The organism is Hirschia sp., assembly GCF_058892565.1.
In genome coordinates this window covers 1-23,899 of sequence record NZ_JBZXVU010000016.1, presented here as the reverse complement: position 1 = coordinate 23,899, position 23,899 = coordinate 1, and the positions used below count along the sequence as shown (strand labels likewise).

23 protein-coding genes and 1 other RNA gene are annotated in these 23,899 nt (G+C 45.5%); 13 read left to right on the top strand and 11 right to left on the bottom strand.

From position 1 onward, the window contains the following. Positions 1-37: 37 nt before the first annotated feature. Entirely contained in the window at positions 38-490 is a 453-nt protein-coding gene (locus AC5EF3_RS06450; protein ID WP_493547448.1) for a YHS domain-containing (seleno)protein, read from the top strand. A 2-nt stretch (positions 491-492) separates the two neighbouring features. On the opposite strand, the gene nudC is transcribed toward AC5EF3_RS06450, so the two are convergent. Beyond that, entirely contained in the window at positions 493-1,455 is a 963-nt protein-coding gene (nudC, locus tag AC5EF3_RS06445; RefSeq protein ID WP_493547447.1) for an NAD(+) diphosphatase, read from the bottom strand. Positions 1,456-1,538: 83 nt separating this feature from the next. On the opposite strand from nudC, the gene ffs reads away from it, so the two are divergent. Beyond that, an RNA gene (gene ffs, locus AC5EF3_RS06440) (signal recognition particle sRNA small type) lies at positions 1,539-1,633 on the top strand. A 60-nt stretch (positions 1,634-1,693) separates the two neighbouring features. On the opposite strand, the gene AC5EF3_RS06435 is transcribed toward ffs, so the two are convergent. After that, positions 1,694-2,896 (bottom strand): toll/interleukin-1 receptor domain-containing protein, encoded by a 1,203-nt coding sequence (locus tag AC5EF3_RS06435; protein ID WP_493547446.1) that lies wholly within the window; start codon positions 2,894-2,896, stop codon positions 1,694-1,696. 98 nt (positions 2,897-2,994) lie between these two features. Beyond that, positions 2,995-5,040: a TonB-dependent receptor gene (locus AC5EF3_RS06430; protein WP_493547445.1), complete on the bottom strand. Its 2,046-nt coding sequence runs from the start codon at positions 5,038-5,040 to the stop codon at positions 2,995-2,997. A gap of 299 nt (positions 5,041-5,339) precedes the next feature. Here AC5EF3_RS06430 and AC5EF3_RS06425 point away from each other — a divergent pair, with 299 nt between their 5' ends. From AC5EF3_RS06425 to AC5EF3_RS06375, 11 genes are all read left to right on the top strand, one after another. Then, the gene (locus AC5EF3_RS06425; protein WP_493547444.1) at positions 5,340-6,812 is read left to right on the top strand and encodes a methyl-accepting chemotaxis protein; all 1,473 of its coding nucleotides are present in this window, start codon (positions 5,340-5,342) and stop codon (positions 6,810-6,812) included. Between the two features lie 215 nt (positions 6,813-7,027). Continuing rightward, complete coding sequence (locus AC5EF3_RS06420) at positions 7,028-8,887, top strand: DNA polymerase III subunit gamma/tau (protein WP_493547443.1); 1,860 nt, start codon at positions 7,028-7,030, stop codon at positions 8,885-8,887. Between the two features lie 19 nt (positions 8,888-8,906). Beyond that, positions 8,907-9,227 (top strand): YbaB/EbfC family nucleoid-associated protein, encoded by a 321-nt coding sequence (locus tag AC5EF3_RS06415; RefSeq protein WP_015826707.1) that lies wholly within the window; start codon positions 8,907-8,909, stop codon positions 9,225-9,227. A 41-nt stretch (positions 9,228-9,268) separates the two neighbouring features. Continuing rightward, complete coding sequence (locus tag AC5EF3_RS06410) at positions 9,269-9,607, top strand: hypothetical protein (protein ID WP_015826708.1); 339 nt, start codon at positions 9,269-9,271, stop codon at positions 9,605-9,607. A gap of 10 nt (positions 9,608-9,617) precedes the next feature. Further along, complete coding sequence (gene recR, locus AC5EF3_RS06405) at positions 9,618-10,217, top strand: recombination mediator RecR (protein WP_015826709.1); 600 nt, start codon at positions 9,618-9,620, stop codon at positions 10,215-10,217. A 215-nt stretch (positions 10,218-10,432) separates the two neighbouring features. After that, positions 10,433-11,851, top strand: coding sequence for a DNA recombination protein RmuC (locus AC5EF3_RS06400; protein WP_493547442.1), 1,419 nt, complete (start codon positions 10,433-10,435; stop codon positions 11,849-11,851). A gap of 64 nt (positions 11,852-11,915) precedes the next feature. Beyond that, positions 11,916-12,461 carry a peptide deformylase gene (gene def / locus AC5EF3_RS06395; protein WP_015826711.1) on the top strand — a complete coding sequence of 182 codons (546 nt, stop codon included), beginning with the start codon at positions 11,916-11,918 and terminating at the stop codon, positions 12,459-12,461. A 36-nt stretch (positions 12,462-12,497) separates the two neighbouring features. Then, positions 12,498-13,430, top strand: a complete 933-nt coding sequence (gene fmt, locus AC5EF3_RS06390) for a methionyl-tRNA formyltransferase (RefSeq protein WP_493547441.1) — start codon at positions 12,498-12,500, stop codon at positions 13,428-13,430. A gap of 5 nt (positions 13,431-13,435) precedes the next feature. Then, positions 13,436-14,179, top strand: a complete 744-nt coding sequence (gene truA, locus AC5EF3_RS06385; protein WP_493547440.1) for a tRNA pseudouridine(38-40) synthase TruA — start codon at positions 13,436-13,438, stop codon at positions 14,177-14,179. Positions 14,180-14,297: 118 nt separating this feature from the next. After that, positions 14,298-15,047 (top strand): class I SAM-dependent methyltransferase, encoded by a 750-nt coding sequence (locus AC5EF3_RS06380; RefSeq protein ID WP_493547439.1) that lies wholly within the window; start codon positions 14,298-14,300, stop codon positions 15,045-15,047. A 193-nt stretch (positions 15,048-15,240) separates the two neighbouring features. Beyond that, positions 15,241-16,020 (top strand): transglutaminase-like domain-containing protein, encoded by a 780-nt coding sequence (locus tag AC5EF3_RS06375; RefSeq protein ID WP_015826715.1) that lies wholly within the window; start codon positions 15,241-15,243, stop codon positions 16,018-16,020. A 24-nt stretch (positions 16,021-16,044) separates the two neighbouring features. Here AC5EF3_RS06375 and dapD read toward each other — a convergent pair whose 3' ends face one another. The 8 genes from dapD to yidC all read right to left on the bottom strand — a co-directional run. After that, the gene (dapD, locus tag AC5EF3_RS06370; RefSeq protein ID WP_015826716.1) at positions 16,045-16,878 is read right to left on the bottom strand and encodes a 2,3,4,5-tetrahydropyridine-2,6-dicarboxylate N-succinyltransferase; all 834 of its coding nucleotides are present in this window, start codon (positions 16,876-16,878) and stop codon (positions 16,045-16,047) included. Between the two features lie 55 nt (positions 16,879-16,933). Next, the gene (locus AC5EF3_RS06365) at positions 16,934-17,668 is read right to left on the bottom strand and encodes a pyrimidine 5'-nucleotidase (RefSeq protein WP_493547438.1); all 735 of its coding nucleotides are present in this window, start codon (positions 17,666-17,668) and stop codon (positions 16,934-16,936) included. Positions 17,669-17,674: 6 nt separating this feature from the next. Beyond that, complete coding sequence (locus tag AC5EF3_RS06360; protein WP_015826718.1) at positions 17,675-18,736, bottom strand: DUF1036 domain-containing protein; 1,062 nt, start codon at positions 18,734-18,736, stop codon at positions 17,675-17,677. Then, positions 18,711-19,613 carry an acetylglutamate kinase gene (argB, locus tag AC5EF3_RS06355; protein ID WP_015826719.1) on the bottom strand — a complete coding sequence of 301 codons (903 nt, stop codon included), beginning with the start codon at positions 19,611-19,613 and terminating at the stop codon, positions 18,711-18,713. Before argB ends, AC5EF3_RS06360 begins: the two co-directional genes overlap by 26 nt. A 179-nt stretch (positions 19,614-19,792) precedes the next feature. Next, positions 19,793-20,890, bottom strand: coding sequence for a transporter (locus AC5EF3_RS06350; protein ID WP_493547437.1), 1,098 nt, complete (start codon positions 20,888-20,890; stop codon positions 19,793-19,795). Positions 20,891-20,946: 56 nt separating this feature from the next. Further along, positions 20,947-21,306 (bottom strand): hypothetical protein, encoded by a 360-nt coding sequence (locus tag AC5EF3_RS06345; RefSeq protein ID WP_493547436.1) that lies wholly within the window; start codon positions 21,304-21,306, stop codon positions 20,947-20,949. 169 nt (positions 21,307-21,475) lie between these two features. Next, complete coding sequence (yihA, locus tag AC5EF3_RS06340) at positions 21,476-22,117, bottom strand: ribosome biogenesis GTP-binding protein YihA/YsxC (RefSeq protein WP_015826722.1); 642 nt, start codon at positions 22,115-22,117, stop codon at positions 21,476-21,478. A gap of 95 nt (positions 22,118-22,212) precedes the next feature. Beyond that, positions 22,213-23,899 (bottom strand): membrane protein insertase YidC (gene yidC / locus AC5EF3_RS06335; protein WP_493547435.1); only part of this gene is annotated, 1,687 nt, incomplete at its 5' end.

The following is a 23,899-nucleotide window of genomic DNA, read 5'->3' as shown; positions in this document are numbered from 1 at the left end:
CTATTTTGTAGATTAAATTGATAAATGGAGCCTTGTCATGAAACGCCTAATAACTGCCATTGCTATGTCTATTGCTGCTTTGAGTGTTGCGCCGGCTTATGCAGACAAAGCACCCATTTATACAAAAGCTTTCAGTAATTTGGGAGCTGATGGATATGATGTTGTGTCGTTTTTTGAAGCTGGGGAGCCAGTAAAGGGCGATAAGTCCTATAGCGCTCAACATCTTGGAGCGGACTTTTTGTTTTCTTCTCCAGAAAACCTAGATAAATTTACATCTTCGCCAGAAGCGTATCTGCCGCAATATGGCGGATATTGTGCTTGGGCGATGGCCGATGGCAAATTTGCCAAAGGCGACCCAAAATATTGGTCCATCGTCGATGGAAAATTATATCTCAACTATAACAAATCCATCAAATCAAAATGGGAAGCAGATATTGAGGGCTTCATTCGTGCCGCTGATGAGCAATGGCCGGCAGTTTTAAATAAGTAATCTTACCAAGTTTCTGAATAGGCCCATGCTTTTAGAATGTGATGAGCGATCGCAATATCAGTTGGCGCGGAAATATCAGGGTGTTCACCTTGAAGTATTTGCCGCGCTTCTTCTTTGGTAAACCAGCGCGCTGTTTCTATTTCGGTTTTGTCGATATTCAATTCTTTGGATTGAACTTCCATAATCATGCCAATCATCAAAGATGAAGGGAATGGCCATGGTTGTTCAAATAGATATTCTATTCGACCACTTGCGACGACACCGGCTTCTTCAAAAAGTTCTCTTGCACCTGCTTGTGCAATGGTTTCGCCAGGTTCTACAAAACCTGCTAGACAGGAATACATGCTCGGGTGCCAGCTGGCTTGTCGGCCCATCAAGCATTTATCCCCTTTGACTGCCAGCATAATGGCGACGGGATCAATGCGGGGGAAATGTTCGGCTTCACATGCATCACACACACGTTTCCAGCCTGCTTCTGATATGTGAGTTTCTGTACCGCAATTTGAACAAAAGCGATGCCGTCTATGCCAGTTAAACACAGCTGCACATGTTGAAACATATTGCGCATCTTCAGCGCTAATACCGCCGGAAATGGCTCGCAGTTCGCCCAACACTAGGTCAGAAAGTATAGAGGTTTCTATCTGGAAAGAAGGGGGGATATGAACGCCAAATCGTGCAACGCCATTTTCTTCGCTTAGGAATATGAATTTGCAATGATTGAAGTGTGGTATTTCATCAGAAAATAGCCATGCTATTTTTCGGGGCTCTTTGGATATGGGAATGCCGGGAATGACTTCATGGGCAGGGATACCATTATCGATGCATAATATTTTTCCATTGTAAAATGGCAAAAAACGTGTGTCCGGAGATTTCTTAGCTTGTTCCAGCCAATCTGTATCTGTGCGGCGGTGGGCGCTACGCTCAAATGGGGCATTTGCAAATGTAATGGTTGGATTTAGCAGCATAAGGAATAATTTTTCTGAGATTCTTTGTGATTAAAGTCTAGCATACTCTTGCTAAATGGCGTGAGCATTGCGATATATCAACCCGAAGCTGGTGGCGGACGAGCCGCTCGCGAACTCGGTCAGGTCCGGAAGGAAGCAGCCGCAACGGGTTTCGTTCGGGTCGTCGCCAGTTTCACCTTTCTCTATACATTTGAGAAATTCAGCAACATTGAGCTGCTAGTTTATTTTCATCAGAAAACTATATCTTATCTACATTTGATTTGAAGTTTCGTACGGAACGCTGGAAGTGCATCAGGCCATAAAGTGCGAATGCGCCAACACCAAATGCGACCCAGAGACCGCCAAAACCAAGGCAAACGCCTACGACCTCGCCAATTTCGCCTTCATTTATCGCAAATGTAAGCCCCGATAACCAAAGCAGAGCATAAAGGGCTAGGCTGGATTTAGCGTATTCTTTGGCGGCTTCTTTCATGCGGAGGTTTCGCATGTAATATCGAATCGGAAACACAAGCGCACCGACGCCTGCAAGACTGACTGAGATCATAGCCATAAATTCAGTCATTTCTGAAATGTCTGTAAAATCTAGGCGATCAAACCCACCGCCTGTTTCTTCGACAATAAAATATAAGATAGGACTTAGTAAAATCAGATCAATCCATTTGAAGGGCAGGAAATTTCGATATTGTTTTTTTACCTTTCCCCGACTTGTTTTAGATTGCGGTGATGCAGCTTCTTTTTTTGCGACAGGTTTTGCCCCACCCGCCTTTAATTTGGCTTTCTTTTCAGCAATCTCTAATAAAGCTTCCTCGCGCTTTAGCGCTTCTCGGCGTGCGACGAGGTCGTTGGGATCAATACCAGCAAAAGGTGAGGCAGGAGGCGTTGAGGCGGCTGTCTTAGGCGGCGGCGTTGTGACTGTTTGTTGAGGTATGTCGGGCTGGTTGGTGTCGACAGCGTCTTGTTGTGAAAGGGCCGGTTGTGCTGCTGCCTCAACCGGAGCGGCCTCAGGAATTGGTTCTGGCTTGGTGCCTGCTAAACCGCCGGGGCTTGCCTCTGCCAATAAAGTCAGGCGATCAGCAAGCTCATTGATTTTATTTTCAGGATTGGGATGGATTTGTATCCAATTTCTTGCCGCCATTTCATACAGGAAATGACCTTTGGGTTTTGTGTCTTCAATTAGAACAGGGATAACATCCTTATCCATATCATCAGCAAGGGCGAGTTCTTTTTTGAGCTGTTTGGAATTGTTGCATTCCTCAGAAAACAGAATCACCAACATGTCCGATGAAATCAGGTTTTCAACGATGGCATCACGCCAATCGACTCCGCCTTCGATTTTTTGATCCCACCAGACTCCGACACCACGAGCTTCAAGTGCAGTAACTAAAGCTCGCGCCAGTTCTTGATCGACACGCCGATAACTTAAGAAAATATCGTAGTCCACAATTCCCACCCTCGCGTATTCGGTTTTCAATTAACCTTAGCACTTTCGGGTGACAAATGAAGTGCGTAAATAATCTTTCCAATTATAAGAAATGGGTTTTAAAACAGGAAGCTTATGCTTGCACGTATTTGTCGTGGTTCTGCTGGGTGGATGTGAAAGTCCTCAACAGGGGAAGTTTCTCCCGCAAGCTGAGATTCAAAAAGATAAGTGATATCTGCATCTTCTGCGTCAAAAGCATTTAAAAGTTCTAACGCAAATTCCATATTCTTCCAGTCATACCAACCACCGATATTTACGAGAGTTGTTGATTTAGATGAAATGGAGGCATCATCATTTAAAGGCGCTTCCCCCAGATATCTTACGCGTGCAGATAGTGTGAAATTGTCAATCTCAGCAAGCGCACCAGCAGCAAATACATTTTTGACAGCTCCGGCAATCGCATTATCTGGCCCATCAATGTCAAGATTAGCATCTGTGACCGCACCTGACATATCAAGCGTGAGCCAGTCATTGGGTTGCCAAAATAGATTGGCTTCCATGCCTGTTCGTGTCGAGGCATCACTTGGCTCTGTTGTACCTGCATCTCCGACGAAAACCAGCTCTGAATCTACATCCAGTTGGAAGACTGAGATAGCCGTGCTGAAATTGCTTATTTGATAGCGAGCACCAAGTTCAACACCATCCGTTTTGACAAGAATAGGCACTTGTTGGGCTGTCTCATTCGTTGCGGGATCAATTTGTATCGTTGCACCACGCACATCATTTGAATGAAACCCTTGTCCATAATTGGCATAGAATTCCAAGTTTGATGCAGCCTGCCATGCGAAAGATAGGCTTGGAGAAAGTATGCTATCTGATGCGGTGCCGCTATTTTGAGGTAAAGATAGAGCGGTGACATCAGCGTTATATCCATCGGCGCGCAAGCCAAAGCTGGCTCTAAGCGAAGGTGTTATATCATTTTGCAGTTTCACCCACCCAGCATAGCTAAATTCAGATACTTGATCTTGCCGCGTTGTTGAAAGGCGTTCACGCGCTGTTGTCTTATAAAGGCCGAGTTTTTTGATATCGTCATAGCGTGTCTCTAAGCCAGCTAACACATTCCATTTATCAGACAGATTATGCGCATGTGAAATGGAGGCACCGTAATAGGTGCGTTCATCTTCTTGCTCAAATTCATCTCCATTGACTGGATCATCCAGAAAATAAGTGAAGTTTGAAAAGAGGGAGAGGCTGTAATCCACTGCATAGGCGGAGAGTTTTGTATTGGAACCTAACCCATGATGGATTTGCATATTTCCAGCGATTGAATAGCGATGTGTTTCACCGCCAAGGTCTGGGTCTATATAACCAAAACGGTCAACATCACCATTTTCAACTGCGCGCGATGGTATTTGATCGGTCGCTGTCCATTTGTTGTCATAGATTGAAGCGGTCAGATCGTATTTTGTATCAAACCCCTGATATACATACTTTCCGAGCCCGTTTATTTTTTTGATATTCTGCTCCAATTCCCACGGGCCATCATAGGTTTGAAGTTCAAGCGCACCAAATAAGGTGGAATTGTCTGTTGGATGTGTGGAGCCGGCGGCTAAGCCGCGTAGATATCCGTGTTCACCTGCGCCGATTTTTACAAAATTTTGAGCAAGGTCGTATTTCGTGAAATATCGTGCTGAACCAGCCGTAGAAAAATCACCATTGGAGGCATTGAAAGGGCCTTTATCATAGGCAACTTTTTCAACAAGTTCAGGGATAAGGAAATTTATGTCCAAATAGCCTTGTCCATGGCCGTGGGTTCGCAAATTGACAGGAACACCATCGACGGAGACAGAAAAATCTGTTCCGTGGTCGAGATTGAACCCGCGTAAATAATATTGATTAGCTTTGCCTTCTCCTGAATGCTGAGTTGCTACGGCACCCGGAATAACTTCGACAAGCTCGCCTGAGCGCGATAGAGGGTGGTTCTCGAAATCAGCGTATCCAACTATGCCTTCAGATGCTGAGTTTGCTTTGCCTATGAGACCTTCTGCTCGGCCAAAAATCTTCACTGTGTCTAGTTTTAAAGAATTTGCATCATAAGCCAAAGCGGTCGGCGTAAAAAAAATTAGGCTAGAAATCCCCAATTGGAGAAATTTAGAAATATACAAAATAGATTACTCCGGCATCTTTAATTTTGATGCTTATAATGAAATGAATGTATATGTTATGACATTGAAGCAGCATTTTCTATGCGTAATTTTACGCATTTGTTGAATTTAATTTTAGTCTGTGAGGGCGCATTTAGGCCGGCATCAAAAAAGTCTTTAACTATTTGTGAGGCCAGAACCTAAAGATCTAAGTTATTCATTTAGTTATTAATTAATGTGTCTATGCGTAGTTTATGGGGTGAGATCCGTTGAGGGTTTTTGATAAAAAGTAAAATTAGAGTAAGTCTGTGACACCCGTGATGAAGAGAAATTCTTTTGCTAAAGCAACCTTTGATGCATTTGATCGCTCAATGGCAATTATTGAATTTACCCCAGACGGTAAAATCATAAATGCAAATGAAAATTTCCTAAAAACTCTCGGTTACACACTTCAGGAAATACAAGGTAAACACCACTCTTTGTTTATCGATCCTAATGAGCAGCGCAGCGAAGCGTATCGTTTGTTCTGGGATGAGCTGCGCAAAGGGAATTTTAGTTCCGCCGAATATAAGCGCATTGCTAAAGGTGGACGTGAGGTTTGGATTCAGGCGACATATAACCCTGTTCTTCACAAAAACGGCAAAGTCGAGAAAATCGTAAAAATCGCAACAGATATTACGTCTCGAAAACTTGAAGCCGCTTATGCTGAAGGTCAAATTGCAGCGATTTCAAAATCTCAAGCTATGATTTCGTTTCAACCCGATGGCACCATCGTAGATGCAAATGAGAACTTTTTAAGCGCGCTTGGTTACACGTTAGAAGAGGTGCAAGGCAAACATCATTCTTTGTTCATTGCAGTGGATGAAAAAGGCAGTGAAGCTTATCAATTGTTCTGGAGTGAGTTGCGCAAAGGGAATTTTAAATCAGCGGAATATAGACGTCTTGGTAAAGGCGGACGCGAGGTTTGGATTCAAGCCACTTACAACCCAATTTTTGATTTTTCTGGGAATGTTTACCGTGTCGTCAAATATGCAGTCGACATCACGGAGCAAGTGCGATTGCGCCAAGAGCGTCAAATTATCCAGCGGCAAATAGATAATGATCTTACAGAAGTCGCTGCTAGTGCTTCTCAATCAGCAGCCAATTCATTGGTAATTGCTGCGTCTTCAGAAAAATCGTCTGCGTCCATGCAGTCCGTTGCTGCTGCTGTTGAAGAACTTTCTGCATCCGCGTTAGAAATCAGTCATCAGATATCTCAATCTCGAGAGAGCACAGAGCAAGCTGTTATTAGGGCAAAATCGACAGACAAAGTCGTGAGTGGTTTAACTACGTCGGCTGAACGCATTACGAGTGTTGTGAAATTAATTAGCGATATTGCTGCCCAAACTAATCTACTTGCGCTGAACGCAACAATTGAAGCAGCGCGCGCTGGTGAGGCAGGGCGGGGTTTTGCGGTGGTTGCAAATGAAGTTAAGCAACTTGCTTTACAATCAGGTAAAGCGACAGAAGATATTTCTGCACAGGTTGAGCAGATCCAGACTGTTTCTACTCAAACGGCTGAAGCGATTGAAGAGATAATCAATTCTATAATGCAGATAAGTGAAGTGGCGACAGCTACAGCAGGCGCAGTCGAAGAGCAATCAAGCGTAACTGCGGAAGTAACTGCCAATGTGCAAGAGGTCGCGAGCGGTGTAGAAGCAACCGGACGAGCGATTGCCGAAATGGCGAATGCAAGTGAGCTTATCGAAAAAGCGACCTACAGCCTCAAAGCATCTTCTGCAAAACTTGCTTAGGGTTTTGATTGACGTCTATCAATACCCCTGTGACTTTGGGGCGCTGGAGGCAGGATGTGTTGCAATATTGACGGCTTGGTGAAGACCAAACTGTTATCAGAATGGTGTTTTTATCCACAAACAATATTTGTCTCTAACTGACGGATTGTATCTTCCCGACAAATTCCGCCTAACACCTATAGGCAAGCGCGAGCTCTCACTATAGATTGCCGCGCATGAGCGACTCAAATGACATGCACGATGAAGGCCCAGACCCGAATACATCTTCGATGTTTGGTGATGAAAACCTCAATGCTGGCCAGAATTCTGGCGGTGAGGGGGCCTATCAGGTCTTAGCCCGTAAATATCGACCAACCACATTTGATGATATGGTCGGCCAAGAAGCGATGGTGCGCACACTCACCAATGCCTTTAAAACGGGACGTATTGCACACGCTTTTATGCTGACAGGTGTTCGCGGCGTCGGGAAAACGACGACAGCGCGATTGCTTGCGCGTGCGCTGAATTATTCGCGGGATGATGTGGATGAACCAAGTGTTCAATTATCCCCTGTCGGACGCCATTGTCAGGCGATTATGGAAAGTCGCCACCCTGATGTTTTAGAGCTAGATGCGGCATCGCGCACGGGTGTGGCTGATATGCGCGAGCTGCTGGATGGCGTGCGCTATTCGCCAGTGAATGCACGGTATAAAGTCTATATTATAGACGAGGTGCATATGCTCTCGACAGCGGCGTTTAATGCGTTGCTAAAAACTCTTGAAGAGCCACCCCCGCATGTGAAGTTCATCTTTGCAACGACTGAAATTCGTAAAGTGCCTGTGACAGTGCTGTCACGGTGTCAGCGCTTTAATCTGGCGCGCTTAACGACAGATGCGCTCGCCGCACACCTTGGCAGGATATGCGAGAAAGAAGGTGCAAAAGTTTCTGAAGAAGGTTTGGCCCTAATATCACGTGCGGCGGAAGGGTCAGCGCGTGATGCTTTGTCTGTGCTGGATCAAGCGATTGTCCAATCAACCGGCGATGAAGTGTCCGTGGATGCTGTACGGGATATGCTTGGGCTTGCCGATCGGGCGCGTGTGTTTGATTTGCTTGATGCTGCAATTGCGGGCGAGCACAAAGTTGCGCTTGAAGAAACAAATGCTCAATTGCAAGAAGGTGCTGAGGCGCAAATTCTGATGAAGGATTTGCTTGATGCTATGGCTGAAATTGCGCGTGCTCAGGCTATGGGCGAATCCTATGTTTTTGCTGGCCCTGTTGAGTGGACGCAGCGTACTAAAAAGCTAGCAAGCAGCATTAGCAATGCGCAATCTGCACGGTATTGGAAATTACTCCTTCAAGGCTATGAAGATTGCACGCGTGCGCCAGACCCTAATGTGGCCGCTGAGATGGCTGTGTTGAGGCTGGCTGCGGCAGCGGCCTTGCCATCGCCGGAAGATGCAGCACGTATGCTGCAAAATGGTCCCACCGGGAATAATCCAAACGGCGGCGGCCCATCTGGTGGAGGTGGGTATTCTAATGGTGATCCGGGGCCGGGTGCGCAAAGCTATCAAGCAAATGGCGGCGGCGGTGCGCGAGCACAATCTGGTGTGCAATCTGTTGTGGCGCGTGCTGTACCAGATAAATATGCAGAAGCAGCGCCGGGCCCTGTTTTAGGTTCGCTTAATCAAATTTGTGCCGCATTGCAGGGGGATAAACAAATCCATCTGTTATATGATGTGGAGCATTATGTGAGACCTGCTGAAGTGCGCTACGGATTATTCACATATGCAGCCGCACCGGGCATTCCGGTTGATTTCCAAATGCGGATGAAAAACTGGTTGGAAGATAAAACAGGCGTAGAATGGAACGTAGATTTAGGGCATTCCACAAAAGAGAGCCTTGAAGAAATCCGTGTGCGTCAAGAAAAAGAACGTGTTGCTGAAGTTTCAGCAATACCCCGTATTGCCGAAGCGCTGGAGCTTTTGCCCGGTGCAAAAGTTGTAAAGATTGAGAAACTCGACACAGATACTGAAGGAAATGTGGTCAGAGTGGACTTTAATCGGCGTAGAGATTTCACCAAGTTAGATGACAATTAGATTTTAGAGGACAAACCTCATGGATATGAAAGATATAATGCGCCAAGCCCAAGAAATGCAGGGCAAATTGGCAGAAGCCCAAGAAAAACTTGAGCTGATCGAAGCTATAGGCACATCTGGTGGTGGCATGGTGAAGGTGACGCTTAAGGGCAAAGGCGAGATGGCGAGCATGTCTATCGACCCGAGCCTGATTGATCCAAATGATCCTGAAATTATTGAAGACCTTGTTAAAGCAGCTCATGATGATGCGCGCCGCAAGCTGGATGCAGCACATGCAGAAGCGATGAAGGATGCAACATCAGGCATGGGAATGTTGCCTGGTTTTAAAATGCCTTTCTAAGTCTACGATATGCTAGAGCCACTTTGGATAGGACGCTCAATATGAATGACACAACACGCAGAAGCGATTTTGACGATATTCCACTGGATGGATTTAAGAGAGATCATGACCCTTTCGCGAAGAAGTTAAAGCCGGAAAAATCCCAAAAGATTAAACCGAGCGACGAGAAAAAAGAGGGCTTTTTGCCGTCCAACACGCCAATTCCATTCTGGTTGGATGTTGTGTTCTTCTTTATGTGGTGTGGTGCTGTTGGCCTTTCCATTGTGACGGCGTTCTTCATGGCAGATTTATTTTTGGGGCTTGTCGTATTTGTTGGTGGCGGTGCTTTGCTTTTATTGATCAGAACTGCTCTGAAACGTTTTTTATTGGCCCGAGCATAAGCTGAACTAAATGTCGAATAGATCTGTTGGCCCTGAAATTACACGTCTCATTGAGATGATGTCTAAACTGCCTGGTATGGGGCCGCGTTCTGCCAGACGAGCTGCACTGCATTTATTGAAAAAGCCGGAGCAATTGCTTGCTCCTATGGCGCGCGCTATGGCAGATGCGGCTCAAAAAGTGTCGGCATGTGATGTGTGTGGAAATTTCGATACCTTAAACCCCTGCGCTGTGTGTCAGGCAACAGGGCGTGATGAGGCTGTGCTCTGCGTGCTGGCGGACGTTGGTGATCTTTGGGCGATGGAGCGGTCTGGTGTTTTTCGCGGGCGCTATCATGTGCTTGGGGGGTGTCTGTCAGCGCTGGATGGGATCGGGCCTGATGATCTCAATATTGCGAGCTTGATATCGCGAGCTGGCCAAGATCAGGTCAAAGAAGTCATTTTGGCGCTGAATGCAACAGTGGATGGCCAGACAACTGCGCATTATGTGGCAGATCAACTGGAAAATAGTGGCGTGATTGTTTCCAGACTGGCTCATGGTGTGCCTGTCGGCGGCGAGCTCGGATCTCTTGATGATGGGACGATAGCGGCGGCTTTCTCTTCAAGGCGCTGATTGCTTGCAATCTGTGAATAAGTGATTCGTTTTTGGTTAAATATCGCCTTGTAGGTGAATAAAAAACGATATATGGTCTCGTTATGTTCTCATTCTCTTTTGGCGAAACCGCGCTCGTATTTGATTTGTATCATGTTTGTTTCTTCGCTGTTGCGGTAGTTGCGTTAATTTTATGCTTAATCCTTGGGTTTCGCGTATCGCGTGTAAGAAAATCGATGCAAGAGCATTTTGAAGCAGAGAGCCATTTTCTTAAAGGTGAGGTTGAGGTTGGCGCGTTACGATTGAAAAATCTGCAAGAAACTTATCAGCGTGAAATAGATATTTGGGCCAATGAAAAACTCCGGTTTGAGCAAAACTTCAATGCGCAGCAGGAAAAGGCTGAGCAATATCAAACGCAACTAGAAAAATATCGTACGCATGCCGAAGCTTTATCACGCAAGCTTGCTGGACTTGAAGCAGGACAGGAAGAGCGAGAGAAGGCATTCGAGGTTGAGCGGGCAACGATGAAATCGCTCAATGCAGAAATTCATCAGAAATTTCAGCACCTAGCCGATAATGCGCTTCGCCAATCGCAAAAGCAATTTCTGGAAATCGCCAACGAACAAATGCGCCAGCATAAGGAAGTTTCCAAGGCCGACCTATCCAGCATGATTGGACCGATAAAAGAGAGCTTTTCGCAATTTAGCAAGAAGGTTGAAAACCTTGAGCAAGTGCGCAGTGAAGATCGTGCATCATTAAGAACCGAGATAGAAAAACTCTCTCAGACCATGGCGGACACCCAGAATGTGACGGGTAAGCTCGCCAACGCATTATCTGCACCCAAATCGGGTGGGCGTTGGGGGGAGGAAACACTCCGTAATGTGCTGGAGATGGCAGGGCTATCTGAACACGCTGATTTTTCCGAACAAGTACATGCCAATGTTGAAGATGGGCAGAATATCCGGCCCGATGTTGTCGTGCGTATGCCGGGTGGACGCCATTTGGTGATTGACTCAAAAGTCAGTGTTGATGATTTCCTTCAAGCCTCTGAAGAGAGTGATCCACAACGTCAGAATTTATTGTTGCAAACCCATGCTCGCAAAATGAAAGATCATGTCACGGTTTTGGCGCGTAAAGCCTATTGGGCACAATTGCCCGACACTGTGGATTTCGTTGCGATGTTTGTGCCCGGTGAAAATTTCTATGCAGCCGCGTTGAGCGCAGATCGTGATTTGTTTGATTATGCAGCGCGTAATAAAGTGATCATTGTGACCCCGTCAACTTTGGTGGCTTTGGCCAAAGCTGTGGCGTTTGGATGGCGTCAAGAAAATGCGGCGCAAAACACCAAAGAAGTCACAGAACTCGCACGCGAACTATACAGCAGAATAGCAGTGATGGGCGACAAAGTCGTCAAAATGGGACGCGGATTGAACACTGCATCCGCAGCATATAACGAATTAGTCGGTACTTTGGAAACAAAAGTGCTGCCCCAAGCACGCAAATTCGATGCATTGGGCGTGAGTGCTGATGGTAAAGAAATTCCTGACCTTGAAGAAATAGAAGATCATATGCGCGAACCACGTCGGGGACGAGATTTGCTCTTTAACTTGAATGAAATGCCTTCACCGCCTAAGCAAATATCAACCAAAAACTAGAAACTGATAGGTTTTGTGTTGACTATAGCTTGACGAATTAGGCCTGCACACTTAGCTAAAACACATGACAATACGACCTATTTTAACAGTTCCAAACCCTCTACTTAAAGAGGTTTCCAAGCCGGTTGATGCTGTGACCGATGAAATCCGTGCGCTCATGGATGACATGCTTGAAACAATGTATGATGCACCTGGCATTGGCCTTGCGGCGATTCAAATCGGTGAGCCTGTGCGCGTCATCGTGATGGATATTGCTGATAAGGATGAAGAACCAAATCCTCAGTATTTTGTAAATCCAGAAATTCTGGAAAAGGTCGAGGCAACTGTTCCTTATGATGAGGGATGTCTTTCTGTGCCAGAGATTTATGAAACGATTGAGCGTCCTGAGCGTGTTCAGATCAAATACCTCAACTATAAAGGTGAGGAAGTGATTGAATGGGCTGAAGGCTTATACGCCACTTGTATTCAGCACGAGATGGATCACCTTGAAGGCAAGCTTTTCATTGATTATCTATCGCGCCTAAAGCGTACGCGTGCGGTTGATAAAGTGAAAAAAGCAAAGAAATTTGCACCAGTGCCACACGTGCACGGGCCTAACTGCAACCATTAGATTGTAGATGGAATGATATAAAAAGGGGATCTAAGAATGAGCCTTAGACTGGTTTTTATGGGATCTCCTGATTTTTCCGTGCCTTGCCTAAAAGCATTGGTTGATGCTGGGCATAATGTTGTGTGCGTGTATTCACAGCCGCCTCGCCGTGCAGGACGAGGCAAAAATGAACGCAATACACCGGTTCATGATGCCGCTGTAGAGTTGGGCATTGAAGTGCGCACACCTAAATCAGTTAAATCGGAAGAAGCGCTGAATGAATTTGCAGCATTGGAAGCTGATCTGGCTGTGGTCGTGGCTTATGGCTTGATTTTGCCACAAGCATTGCTCGATGCTCCGCGACTTGGTTGTATTAATGCACATGCGAGCTTGTTACCGCGATGGCGGGGAGCTGCGCCTATTCAACGCGCGATTATGGCAGGGGATGATGTGACCGGCGTTGAAATAATGCAGATGGAAGCGGGGCTCGATACTGGGCCTGTGATGGCATCTGTCTCGGTGGATATCACGCCGGAAACAACGGTTGGCAGTTTGCATGATGAATTGTGCGAAGCAGGTGCTAAATTGCTGGTTGAGGCCGTTGCACAGCTTGAGGCTGGAACTGCTAAATTTATCTCTCAGTCAGAAGAGGGCATTGAATATGCTCATAAGCTGACAAATGAAGAAACACGCATAGATTGGTCCCTACCTGCACGCAAGGTTCGCCAGCATATCCACGGGCTTTCACCCTTTCCGGGTGCGTGGTTTGAGATGCAAACACCTAAAGGGCCTGTGCGCGTAAAGGTGCTCGAAGTGGCTGATAGTCTTGGTGAGGGAGATGCTGGTGAGGTGTTAGATGACAAATTGCTAGTGGCTTGCGGTAAGGATGCTATCCGCATTAAGCGTCTTCAGCGGGCAGGTAAGCCTGTTATGAATGCCGAAAACTTCTTGCGCGGCAATGATTTACCAGAAGGTGCGATCATCGCTTAAATCTTATGGCGCGTTTCAAACTCACAATCGAATATGATGGCTCGCCCTATGTGGGGTGGCAGCGTCAAAAAACACATCGTTCTGTTCAGCAAGTGCTAGAAGAAGCCATTCCCAAATTTGCGGGTGAGACGGTGACCGTGCATGGCGCGGGGCGTACAGATGCCGGCGTTCATGCAATGGGGCAAGTTGCGCATATTGATCTAAGTAAGGAATTTACGACAGACAAGGTTCGCGATGCGATGAACCATTTCATGAAGGATGAACCCGTATCAATCCTGCTTGCTGAAGAAGTGGGTGACGAATTTCATGCGCGTTTTTCAGCGTATGCGCGCCATTATATTTACCGCATTGTTGATCGTCGTGCAGATTTGACATTCGATCGAAATCTCGCTTGGCGCGCCATGTCACCTGTTGATGCTGATGCCATGCATGAAGCGGCACAATGCCTTGTTGGGAAACATGATTTTTCTACATTTAGAGATGCTCAATGTCAGGCTGAAAGCCCTGTAAAAACGCTTTCTAAAATTGAAGTGATGCGCGATGGCGACGAGATTAATATCTATGTATCAGCACCTTCATTTCTGCATAGGCAAGTGCGTTCTATCACTGGATCTTTGATGGAAATAGGTCGCGGTAAAAAGCCGATTTCTTGGATGCAGGAGATATTGGAGGCGGCTGACAGGTCTCGCTGTGGAACAGTTGCACCACCAGATGGCCTGTATTTAAGTCAGGTTGATTATCCAAATTAATCATCAATTCAAAGTTCAAAATTTTTTGTACACTCAGAATAGCAATTTCTAGTTGGCATAATTTTTGCTGCTTTTCAATCGTGATGAAACAATCACTTTTGCAAGGGGGAAATTGCCAATGACTGATATTCTAGATAAAATTGCGCGAGAAAAAGCTTTTCATAATCAGCGTTTTGCAGAAGAGCATGATGCAAGAGACATCCAGGATAAATATTATGATTCAATTCGAGGATGTTTTGGAGATTATTACTCGCAGATAAAATCATCGGTGAGAAATAGCAGATCATTGGAATATGGTTGTAGCTATGGTGACAACGTGTCCAAATACGCACCCGTCGCTTCTGACATAAAGGGCATAGATATATCCGACAATGCAGTGGTAATTGGTCAACGAAAAATAGATGAATTGGGTTATACCAACGCTTCTCTGTCCGTCATGAATGCAGAAGAACCAACTTTTGAAGATGGAGCATTCGATTTTATTTTTGGTGCTGGGATTCTTCACCATTTGGATTTAGAAAAATCAATTAGCCAGATTGGCCGTATGTTAGCTGAAAATGGTCGCGCTGTTTTTATGGAGCCGCTTGGGCATAATCCAATCATCAATATGTACAGAAATGCCACTCCTGAAGCGCGTACACCTGATGAGCATCCACTATTGGTGTCTGATTGGAAAATATTTAAAAAACACTTCAGTACGGTAAATACAAAGTTTTATGGGTTGAGTACTATTGGTACAACACCTTTACGGAATACACCCGCCCATAAAATTGCATTGAGTGCGTGCGAAATGCTTGATTCAGTACTCTTTAAAATACCAGGCGTTCGCTTTTTAGGATGGTATGTATTAATTGAATTTGAAAAATAGAATTTTATTTAGCTGGTATGTTGGTTGAAACCGGAGCAAGCTTTTCTTGCTCCGGTTTTTTTCCGGCTTAGCTTCACTCACTAACATATTTCTTTTCCGGTTTCGGCCAAAGAGGCGGAACTTTATGGGCTGTGAAGAATAGTAGTTACTTAGCCTTAAGGCTGAGTAGGTGTTCAATATCGGGATGGGTGTCATGCGTATTAAAATCAATAATTATCTTAAATACTCTTTCGCGGGGACATCAGATGTCCTGCTGGCGATAGAAGTTATCCCTATGGCGGACCAGCATTTAATACAGGATCAGATGAATGTTTCTTCTGGCCCAAGTCTGCATACGGCAGAAGGGGTTGATGGTCTTGGACGCAGGACTTGGATCACCAATGCAGAAGGTATTTTGGAGATAACTTATCAAGCAGAAGTCGATATTTTGCGCCAAGCTAAAAGCACACAAGGCGTGTATGGTAGCGAGCATGAAGAATTACCGCCCTATGTGATCCCGTATTTGTTTGCCAGCCGGTATTGCGAGTCAGATAATATGGTGGCTTTTGTGCAGGCAACATTTCCGCAACAATGCCTTGGTGACAAAATTGATGCTATGTCGCAATGGATAAATCAGAATCTGACCTATGCGCATGGTGTAAGCAATGAAACGACGACTGCCTCTGATACATTCTTTTCACGTCGTGGCGTGTGTCGAGATTTTGCGCATTTACTGATAGCTTTTGTACGCGCTGCTGGTGTTCCAGCGCGAATGGTGTCTGTATATGCTCCCGAAGTCATGCCACCTGATTTTCACGCTGTTGTTGAAGTTTGGTTGAATGGGGAGTGGTTTCTTGTTGATCCAACTGGATTGGCACCGGTTGATCATATGGCCCGCATGGCTGTAGGCCGAGATGCAACTGATATTAGTTTTATGACAATCTTTGGTGCCGCTGAAATGCTCGAACAAAACGTTGATGTTTCGTTTGCTTAAAGCGACACCGGTATAGATTTTTGTCTAGTCGCGAAGCAATTCGTTCACGCCCGTTTTAGAACGAGTTTTTGCATCCACTGTTTTAACGATTACAACACACGCTAGGGATGGACCACCATTTGCCGCCGGCATGGCACCTGGAACGACAACAGAATATGGCGGCACTTCGCCGTAAGTGAATTCACCTGTTGCACGGTCAACGATTTTTGTTGATTGAGAAATGAAAGTACCCATCGCCAAAACGGAGCCTTCACGAATGATAACACCTTCGGCGACTTCAGCGCGGGCACCAATGAAGCAATTATCTTCGATGATGACAGGCGTTGCTTGAAGTGGTTCTAGCACGCCGCCAATGCCGGCACCGCCGGATATGTGCACGTTTTTACCGATTTGCGCACATGAACCGACAGTTGCCCATGTATCAACCATTGTGCCTTCGTCTACATAGGCACCAATATTGATGAATGATGGCATCAAAACAGCATTTTTTGCGACGAATGAACCGCGACGCACTGTACAATTGGGAACTGCTCGGAAACCAGCTTCTTTATATTCAGCCTCACCCCAACCATCAAATTTTGACGGGACTTTATCAAACCAAGTGGCTTCACCTGGGCCACCTTTAATGATTTCGTTTGGGTTTAACCGGAATGATAGAAGAACTGCTTTTTTAACCCATTCATTGGCTTTCCAGCCGCCATTGCCGTCTGGTTCTGCAGCGCGAAGTATACCTTGGTCTGTTAGCAAAAGAGCTTCAGTCACAGCATCACGAATGTCACCTTGTGTTGCTGTGGATACAGTATCGCGTGCATCCCAAGCAGAGTTGATGGCAAGCTCAAGGGCGGAAATATCAGTCATAGGGTCAGGCTTTCGTCTAAATTTTAATAAGGCTTAGCAGCAGGAGGTAGCCCGCTTAAGTGTTCGGTGCAATGTCTTTGACGATTTCTTCAAGAAAGCGGGGAAGATCATCAGTTGTATGGTGAACATGATCGGGCTTTATGTCATTGGCATGAGCTGGTCGGACGCCTTCAGGTTCATGGCTCCAATCCTTATCCGATGTCACCAATACTGTTTTGAATCCCAATTGGTGTGCAGGTATGAGATTACGCGGTAGATCTTCAAACATGGCAGACTTTGTGGGGTCAACGCTGGTTAACTCGATAAAGCGTTCAAAAGCTCCGTCTTCGTGTTTGGGTAAAAATTCTGATTTTGCGATACAAATGATATCCTGAAAAAGATGATCAATTCCCATGTATTTCGTCACTTTTTCAGCATGGCAGGTCGAGCCGTTTGTGTAGATATACTTCTTGCCGGGCAATGCAGAAAGCTGTGCTTTTAAATCTGGTGCAGCATCAAGTGGACTATGATCTATATCATGCACATAGCTCATAAATATAGCAGGATCGAGTTTGTGCTCAATCATCATGCCCCGCAGCGTTGTGCCATATCTTTTGTAATAGTCTTTTTGAATGATCCGCGCTTCATCATGAGGTAAATTTAGCTCTTTCTGCACAAATGCGGTCATGCGCTGGTCAATTTCAGCAAATAGATCACAAGCAGCAGGGTAGAGTGTATTATCAAGGTCAAACACCCAATTGTCGACGTGATTAAAATCAGCGGAAACCAGAAGAGGTTGAGTGTTTGTCATAGCGGGCTAGAAAGCCTCCGTTGGTTCTTCGTTGAAATCGCGGTCAAAGAATTCGTAGATTAGTTTTCCATCTTTGGGTGATTCTGTCACAATGAAATCAGCTTCTTTATATGCGCGAACTTCACACCCTTCGCGTCCAACAATTGCAAACTTCGATCTTGCTATGCAGAAAATGTGATCAGCAACTTTCAGATGACGCATGCCTTCGTCTGTTTCTATTTCAGCATAGACATAGTGCGGCGTGGGGATGAGGCTTTCATCAATGGTACGAGCGCAGGCATCTGAATCGAGTGACCACCAGCCGCGACTCTCCCAACCATTACCACGACGACGTCCGATAGCTGTCCACATACGATGAGGTGTGCGATTACATATCGTCATGCCGACATCTCTGGAACGGTTATTCGCAACTTCTTCTAGGATATCTATGAGTGTGGAATCACTTGTTGATGAGTCTAGATTATTTGCTTTAAGGAAAGCGGCAATTGCTCCCCGTGTCCGTCTTCCGACATAACCATCAATTGATGTATTTGCGACACCAGCATCTTTTAGCAACCTTTGAAGACCTGCACTTTCCGATCTTTTGATGCCATAAGGTTCAGTTTCGGTTAGGCGAGTTGTCCAATTATTGCGGTTCTCAATTTTTACAGTACGAAAACTACGCTCTTCTAACCCCATGGCGGTACATGATGGTGGGTTTTCAACTGCAAATGATCCAGTGGAATCGACACAAAGTGGTACGTCACCGCCCCAAGTGCGTTGTCCACCATGATGCGCAGAGGATGAGCGTGCCATAACATAGTGTAAACCTTCACGAAGTGGTGCTGGTATAGCTATTCGGCATTCACCCGGGCGTAGCCGTGTCCAGCCCTCTACAACAACACTTGCAGCACTTTCTGGACGTCCGGTTGAGGCCTCTAGAACAAAACTTGTTTCGTTACACAATCTCCAACCATTGGCATTTGACTGTGCTTGAGCAAACGGTGAAAATATTGCGAACATTGTTGTCGCAAATGCAAGAAAAACAGCCGTGCGAAAATATTTAAGAGATAAGTGTTCCAGCACCATGGTCAGTGAACAACTCCGTTAAAAGGGCGTGTGGGGTGCGTCCATCTAGGATAACGGATGCTTTTACGCCATTCTTAACTGCAGTGAGTGCAGTTTCGATTTTAGGGATCATGCCGCCGCTGATTGCGCCGGATAAGATTAATTGTGTAGCCATTTCCTGATCCAGTTCTCGGATCAGGTTTTTGTCTGAATCAAGTACTCCCTTCACATCTGTGAGAAGGAGTAGACGTTCCGCTTTCAATGCGCTGGCAATAGCACCTGCTGCTGTGTCAGCGTTGATATTGTAGCTTTCGCCTTCAAGACCGAATCCAACAGGCGCAACAACAGGGATAAAGTCTGTGTTTTGTGAAGCGAGGGTTTCTAAAATTGTTGGATCAACATGTTTTGGTTCGCCAACAAATCCGAGGTCCAAGATTTTTTCAATGTTGGAGTCGGGATCTTTACGCGTTTTTGTGGCTTTCTCAGCGAGAATAAGATTTGAGTCGGCACCAGAAAGACCGACTGCGTTACCACCTGCCATGTTGATTGCGCGTACAATTGTTTTATTGATAGATCCAGACAATACCATTTCAACGATTTCCATCGTTGCTGCATCTGTGACGCGTAATCCGTCTTCAAATTTACTTGTGACATTCAAGCGTTTTAACGCATCACCTATTTGAGGGCCGCCACCATGCACGATTACAGGGTTCACACCCATGTGTTTTAGCAAAACGACATCGCGAGCAAATCCTTTTGCGAGCGAGATGTCTGCCATGGCATGTCCGCCATATTTTATGACAATCGTTTTTTTGTCATAGCGCTGAATAAACGGAAGGGCTTCGGACAAGGTGTTAACTGTCAATGCGCCAGCCTCTGAAAGTGTATCGTGTGTCATGCGAATATGTTTAACTGCAAAGCGAAGAAGTAAAAAGTAGGTATTTGCACAATCAGGCGGATATTCAGTATTTTATTTTTATCAATTTCATAAAAATTCCTTTTTGCTCGATTTTTCAGTCAAAAAAAGGAAGTATATGTGGATATACTCCCTTTTAATTTTTACGCTGAACTATCCAGTTAGAAAGCTTTTTGCCAACCAAGGTTTAGCGTTAAGTCTGTTTCCATTTGAGGGCCATTCAGGTCCTGATACAGGGGAAAACCTGCTTCAAAAGCGATGCGTTGACTCTTGAGAAACCCAGTTTGTCCAACATAATTGAAGCCAATAAGTGCTTCTATTTTTTCGCCACCATAATTGTCCGGATCAGCAGTTTGAACAGGTGCCATTATATTGATGTCTTGGCCGTCAATTGCACCTAAAGTTTCACCACGGATTCTGCCAGAAACTGAAAACGAAGGAATAAATTCATAGGCAGCCCATGCTGTTGCTTCAAATTTGTTCCCCAATGAATAGTTCTCATCATTTTCATTCAACCGAATAACGGCACTTGCTTGACCACCTAAACTCCATTGTCCTTTGAGGGTACGTGCTGTGATGGATGGCTTTAGGTCAAATGTTCCTGAACCCAATTGCATTGCATACGGTGAACGTAGCGTGGGCTGCATATTCATAGGTGTGAGAACTTGCGCTGACTCTTCAATTGAACCAGTCGGCAAGGAAAGACTTATACCAACATTGAATTGTTGGTGGGGTGTTTTACCATCATCTAAGCCAATGATTGCACCAATGGTTGTGTCCCCGAAGCCGGATGTCTCAACGTTGAATTCTCCAAGGATATTGGTTCCTATTCCGCCCATATTCGTGGTGTGGTTCATGTCATTTGTTGTATACATACCCATAGCCATCAGTGTGATGCGGTCTGATAGACCATACATGCCACCGACCATGTGCATTTTCATACTCATATCGTTTGGCACAACGCGCAAAGTAGGCGGCATTGAAGGCATACCAGCAAATTTATTGGGAATGGTGGTGACTATTTCTTCATTGGAAAGTGAGTCTGTGCCGTTTCTATTGCCTTCCATATCCATGTACATAAAGCGGTAGGAGGTCATCCATTCACCTTTTTTGTGGCGATGGTCCGCCATAACACCGATAGGGGCATGGTCCGTGGCGTAATTTACCTTACCGCCATCACCATCATGGGCGAAAGCAGGCGCTGAAATGGAAACACAAAGCGCGATTGCACTTGCAGATAGTCTTGAAATAGTTGTCATTTGAATTCTCATGCTTTTCTCGCATTATCGAGCGAGTTAGATTTTTACGGTGAGGTTTAAATCCAAAGCAGAGCTGGTGGGCCACGCGCAGGAAGCGGTGGAGACGTTGAATAAATAAAAGCAACATCTTTAGGCTGAATGCCACCCGAAGGTGGGATCACTTGAAGAATTATATCTTGTTTGAGGGTAGCTGAGTTAAGAGTCCAGTGTGTTAGGGATGCGTACTCACAAGAAGTGCTGTCATCAGAATTTTGATGATCTTCGATCGAGTCTAAAAATTTGCCAGTTGAGATGTCGAGGTTTGCAAAACGGTCATTATGGCCGCCACCACAAATTTTTACTCGAATGAGATTGTCAGGGTCTGTCTCGACCATATAGCCGTCAGCTATTGTTGCATTCAGGGCAACAAAGCACATCGTCAATAACGCGATGAAGCGGATCGTATGTTTTGTGATTAGCTGGATTTCACATACTTTCAGAATGAGTTGAGGCGCTCTCTAGCATCCTAAATCATTCATGATAAGTGCGATAAAACGCGCATCCATATTTGAACAATGCTCGTGGTCTGGAAAAGGCCAGCATTGTTTATAATAGTGCGACTATTTCAGCTTTGAGTTCGGGGAGGCCGATGTTTTTTTCTGCCGATGTAAGCATGATGCGAGGGTGGGCCGCTGGATTTTTTTTAATTGCAACAACAGCGTCATCAATTACTTTGTCTAACTCTGATTTCTTGAGCTTATCAGCTTTTGTTAGAACGATCTGATAGTTTAAAGCAGCGCGATCGAGAACTTTCATAATGCCTCTATCAACATCGCCGACACCGCGACGGCTATCAATGAGCAAAAATACGCGTTGTAAATTTGTGCGTCCGCGCAGATAGGTTTGGGTGAAATTTGTCCATTTATCGACGACGGCTTTGGGTGCTTTTGCAAAACCATAGCCGGGAAGGTCCACCACATATAGAGCTTCAAGAATGGTAAAGAAGTTTATCTCTTGTGTGCGCCCCGGTTGGCCAGAAGCGCGTGCGAGTTGTTTGCGGTTGAACAATGCGTTGATGAGAGAAGATTTTCCAACATTTGAGCGGCCAGCAAATGCAATTTCGGGACGATCAGCAGGGGGAAGCCCTTGCATGTTTACGACACCTTTGACGAAATTGACCTCAGACGCAAAGAGTTTGCGGCCATCTTCTATTTGTAGGGCTGGGTATTCGTATTCATCGCTCGTCATTTAGTGGCTCGATTATGTCGTTTAGAAAAAGAGAACGGGGCCAGATGGCCCCGTTCAAATTGGCTTGTTTTTTAGAGTACGTCTACTCTTTAGGGCTATTCGGCTGGTTCTTCACTTTTGCCGAATTTAGCTTTGATGAATTTATCAAACTGTGTCTCCACACCATTTTTGCGCATGATGTAGTATTGTTGCGCGATGGATAGAATGTTTGACCATGTCCAGTAAATAACTAGGCCTGCTGCAAATCCTGCAAAAATAAACGTGAATACGATTGGCAGGAATTGCATCATCATACGCTGTGTTGGGTCTGGTGGCGGTGCGTTCAAGTTTTGCAAGAGCCACATGGTGAAACCATATAGGATTGGTAAAACACCGATTGATAAAGCACCAATAAGAGGAAGGCTGGAAGGATCAAATGGAAGCGCACCAAACAAATTTAAGAATGAGGTTGGATCTGGTGCTGAAAGGTCCTTGATCCATCCAAAGAATGGTTCGTGGCGCATTTCTAGCGTTACAAACAGGGTTTTGTAGAGGCCGTAGAACACAAACATTTGCGGGATGAGAGGCAAACAACCAGAGAATGGGTTGGCTTTTTCCCGCTTGTATAATTCCATTGTTTCTTTTTGTTGGCGTTCTTTATCGTCGGCCCACTTCTTTTTGATCTCTTCCATTTGCGGCATAAGCTTACGCATTTTCGCCATGGAAGCGTATGCTTTGTTTTGAATAGGGAAGAAGGCCAATTTGACGATGACCGTCAGCGCGAGGATTGCTAAACCAAAATTGCCAAACCAACTGTTGAAATGGCTAAGTAGCCAGAAAAAAGGCTTCGTGAAAAACCAGAAATTTCCCCAATCAACGGCATCGGTAAAGCGTGGAATAGCTTCCTGACCTGTTGCGCCTTGTTGGTAGGCATCAAGCACTTCAACACGCTTGGCGCCTGCAAATATACGCTGAGAATAGCTTGCGGTTTGACCTGGTTCAATCGCGCGGTCTGTTCCTTCAATTGAAGCGACATATGTTGGGCGCAGGCCATCCATAACAACCTTTGACTGGACTGCGACGTTTTCAGTTTGGGCTGGAATGAAAGCTGTCATCCAGTATTTCTGGGTTAATCCAATCCAGCCACCTTGGGACGTGTAAGCAAGGGCTTTGCCTTTATCAAGGTTTTTGTATTTTTGAAGCTTGAGTTTGTTGCCAGCCATTCCGACAGCACCTTCGTGAAGGATGTAGAATGGTTTCCAGTCGTCTGGCATTCCAAACTGACGCATAAAACCAAATGGACGAATGGAAAGTGTTTCAGAGCTATTGTTCGTCACAGTGTCTGTGTATGTGAACATATAATTGTCATCGACTTCTATCTTACGAGAGAACGACAATTGAGCTGTTTCATAGCTTAATGTTATTGGTGTGGAAGGTGTTAGTGTGGAACCAGCTGTTTGCTTCCATAGTGTGCTAACGCCAGGCAAGCGGTCCGCATCACCGCGCCACCCTAAAGCAGCATAGTAAGCGCCTTTGGATCCTTGAGGTGATAGAAGGTGTACTTCTTCTGTTTTTTCAATTGTTTCAAAGTGGCGCTTCATGGACAAATCATCCAAGCGTGCACCTTTTAGGGATATTGAACCATCGACACTGGAAGCATCAAAATCAATGCGGCCACCATTTGATGTGTCAGTCAGAATTTCAGCACGGTCTACAGGTGCGGCACTGGCCGTTGTGTCAACACTTCCTGATGAGACTGAAGGTGCGGCAATCGCAGCCTGCGCTTGAGCTTCCAAGCGGGCT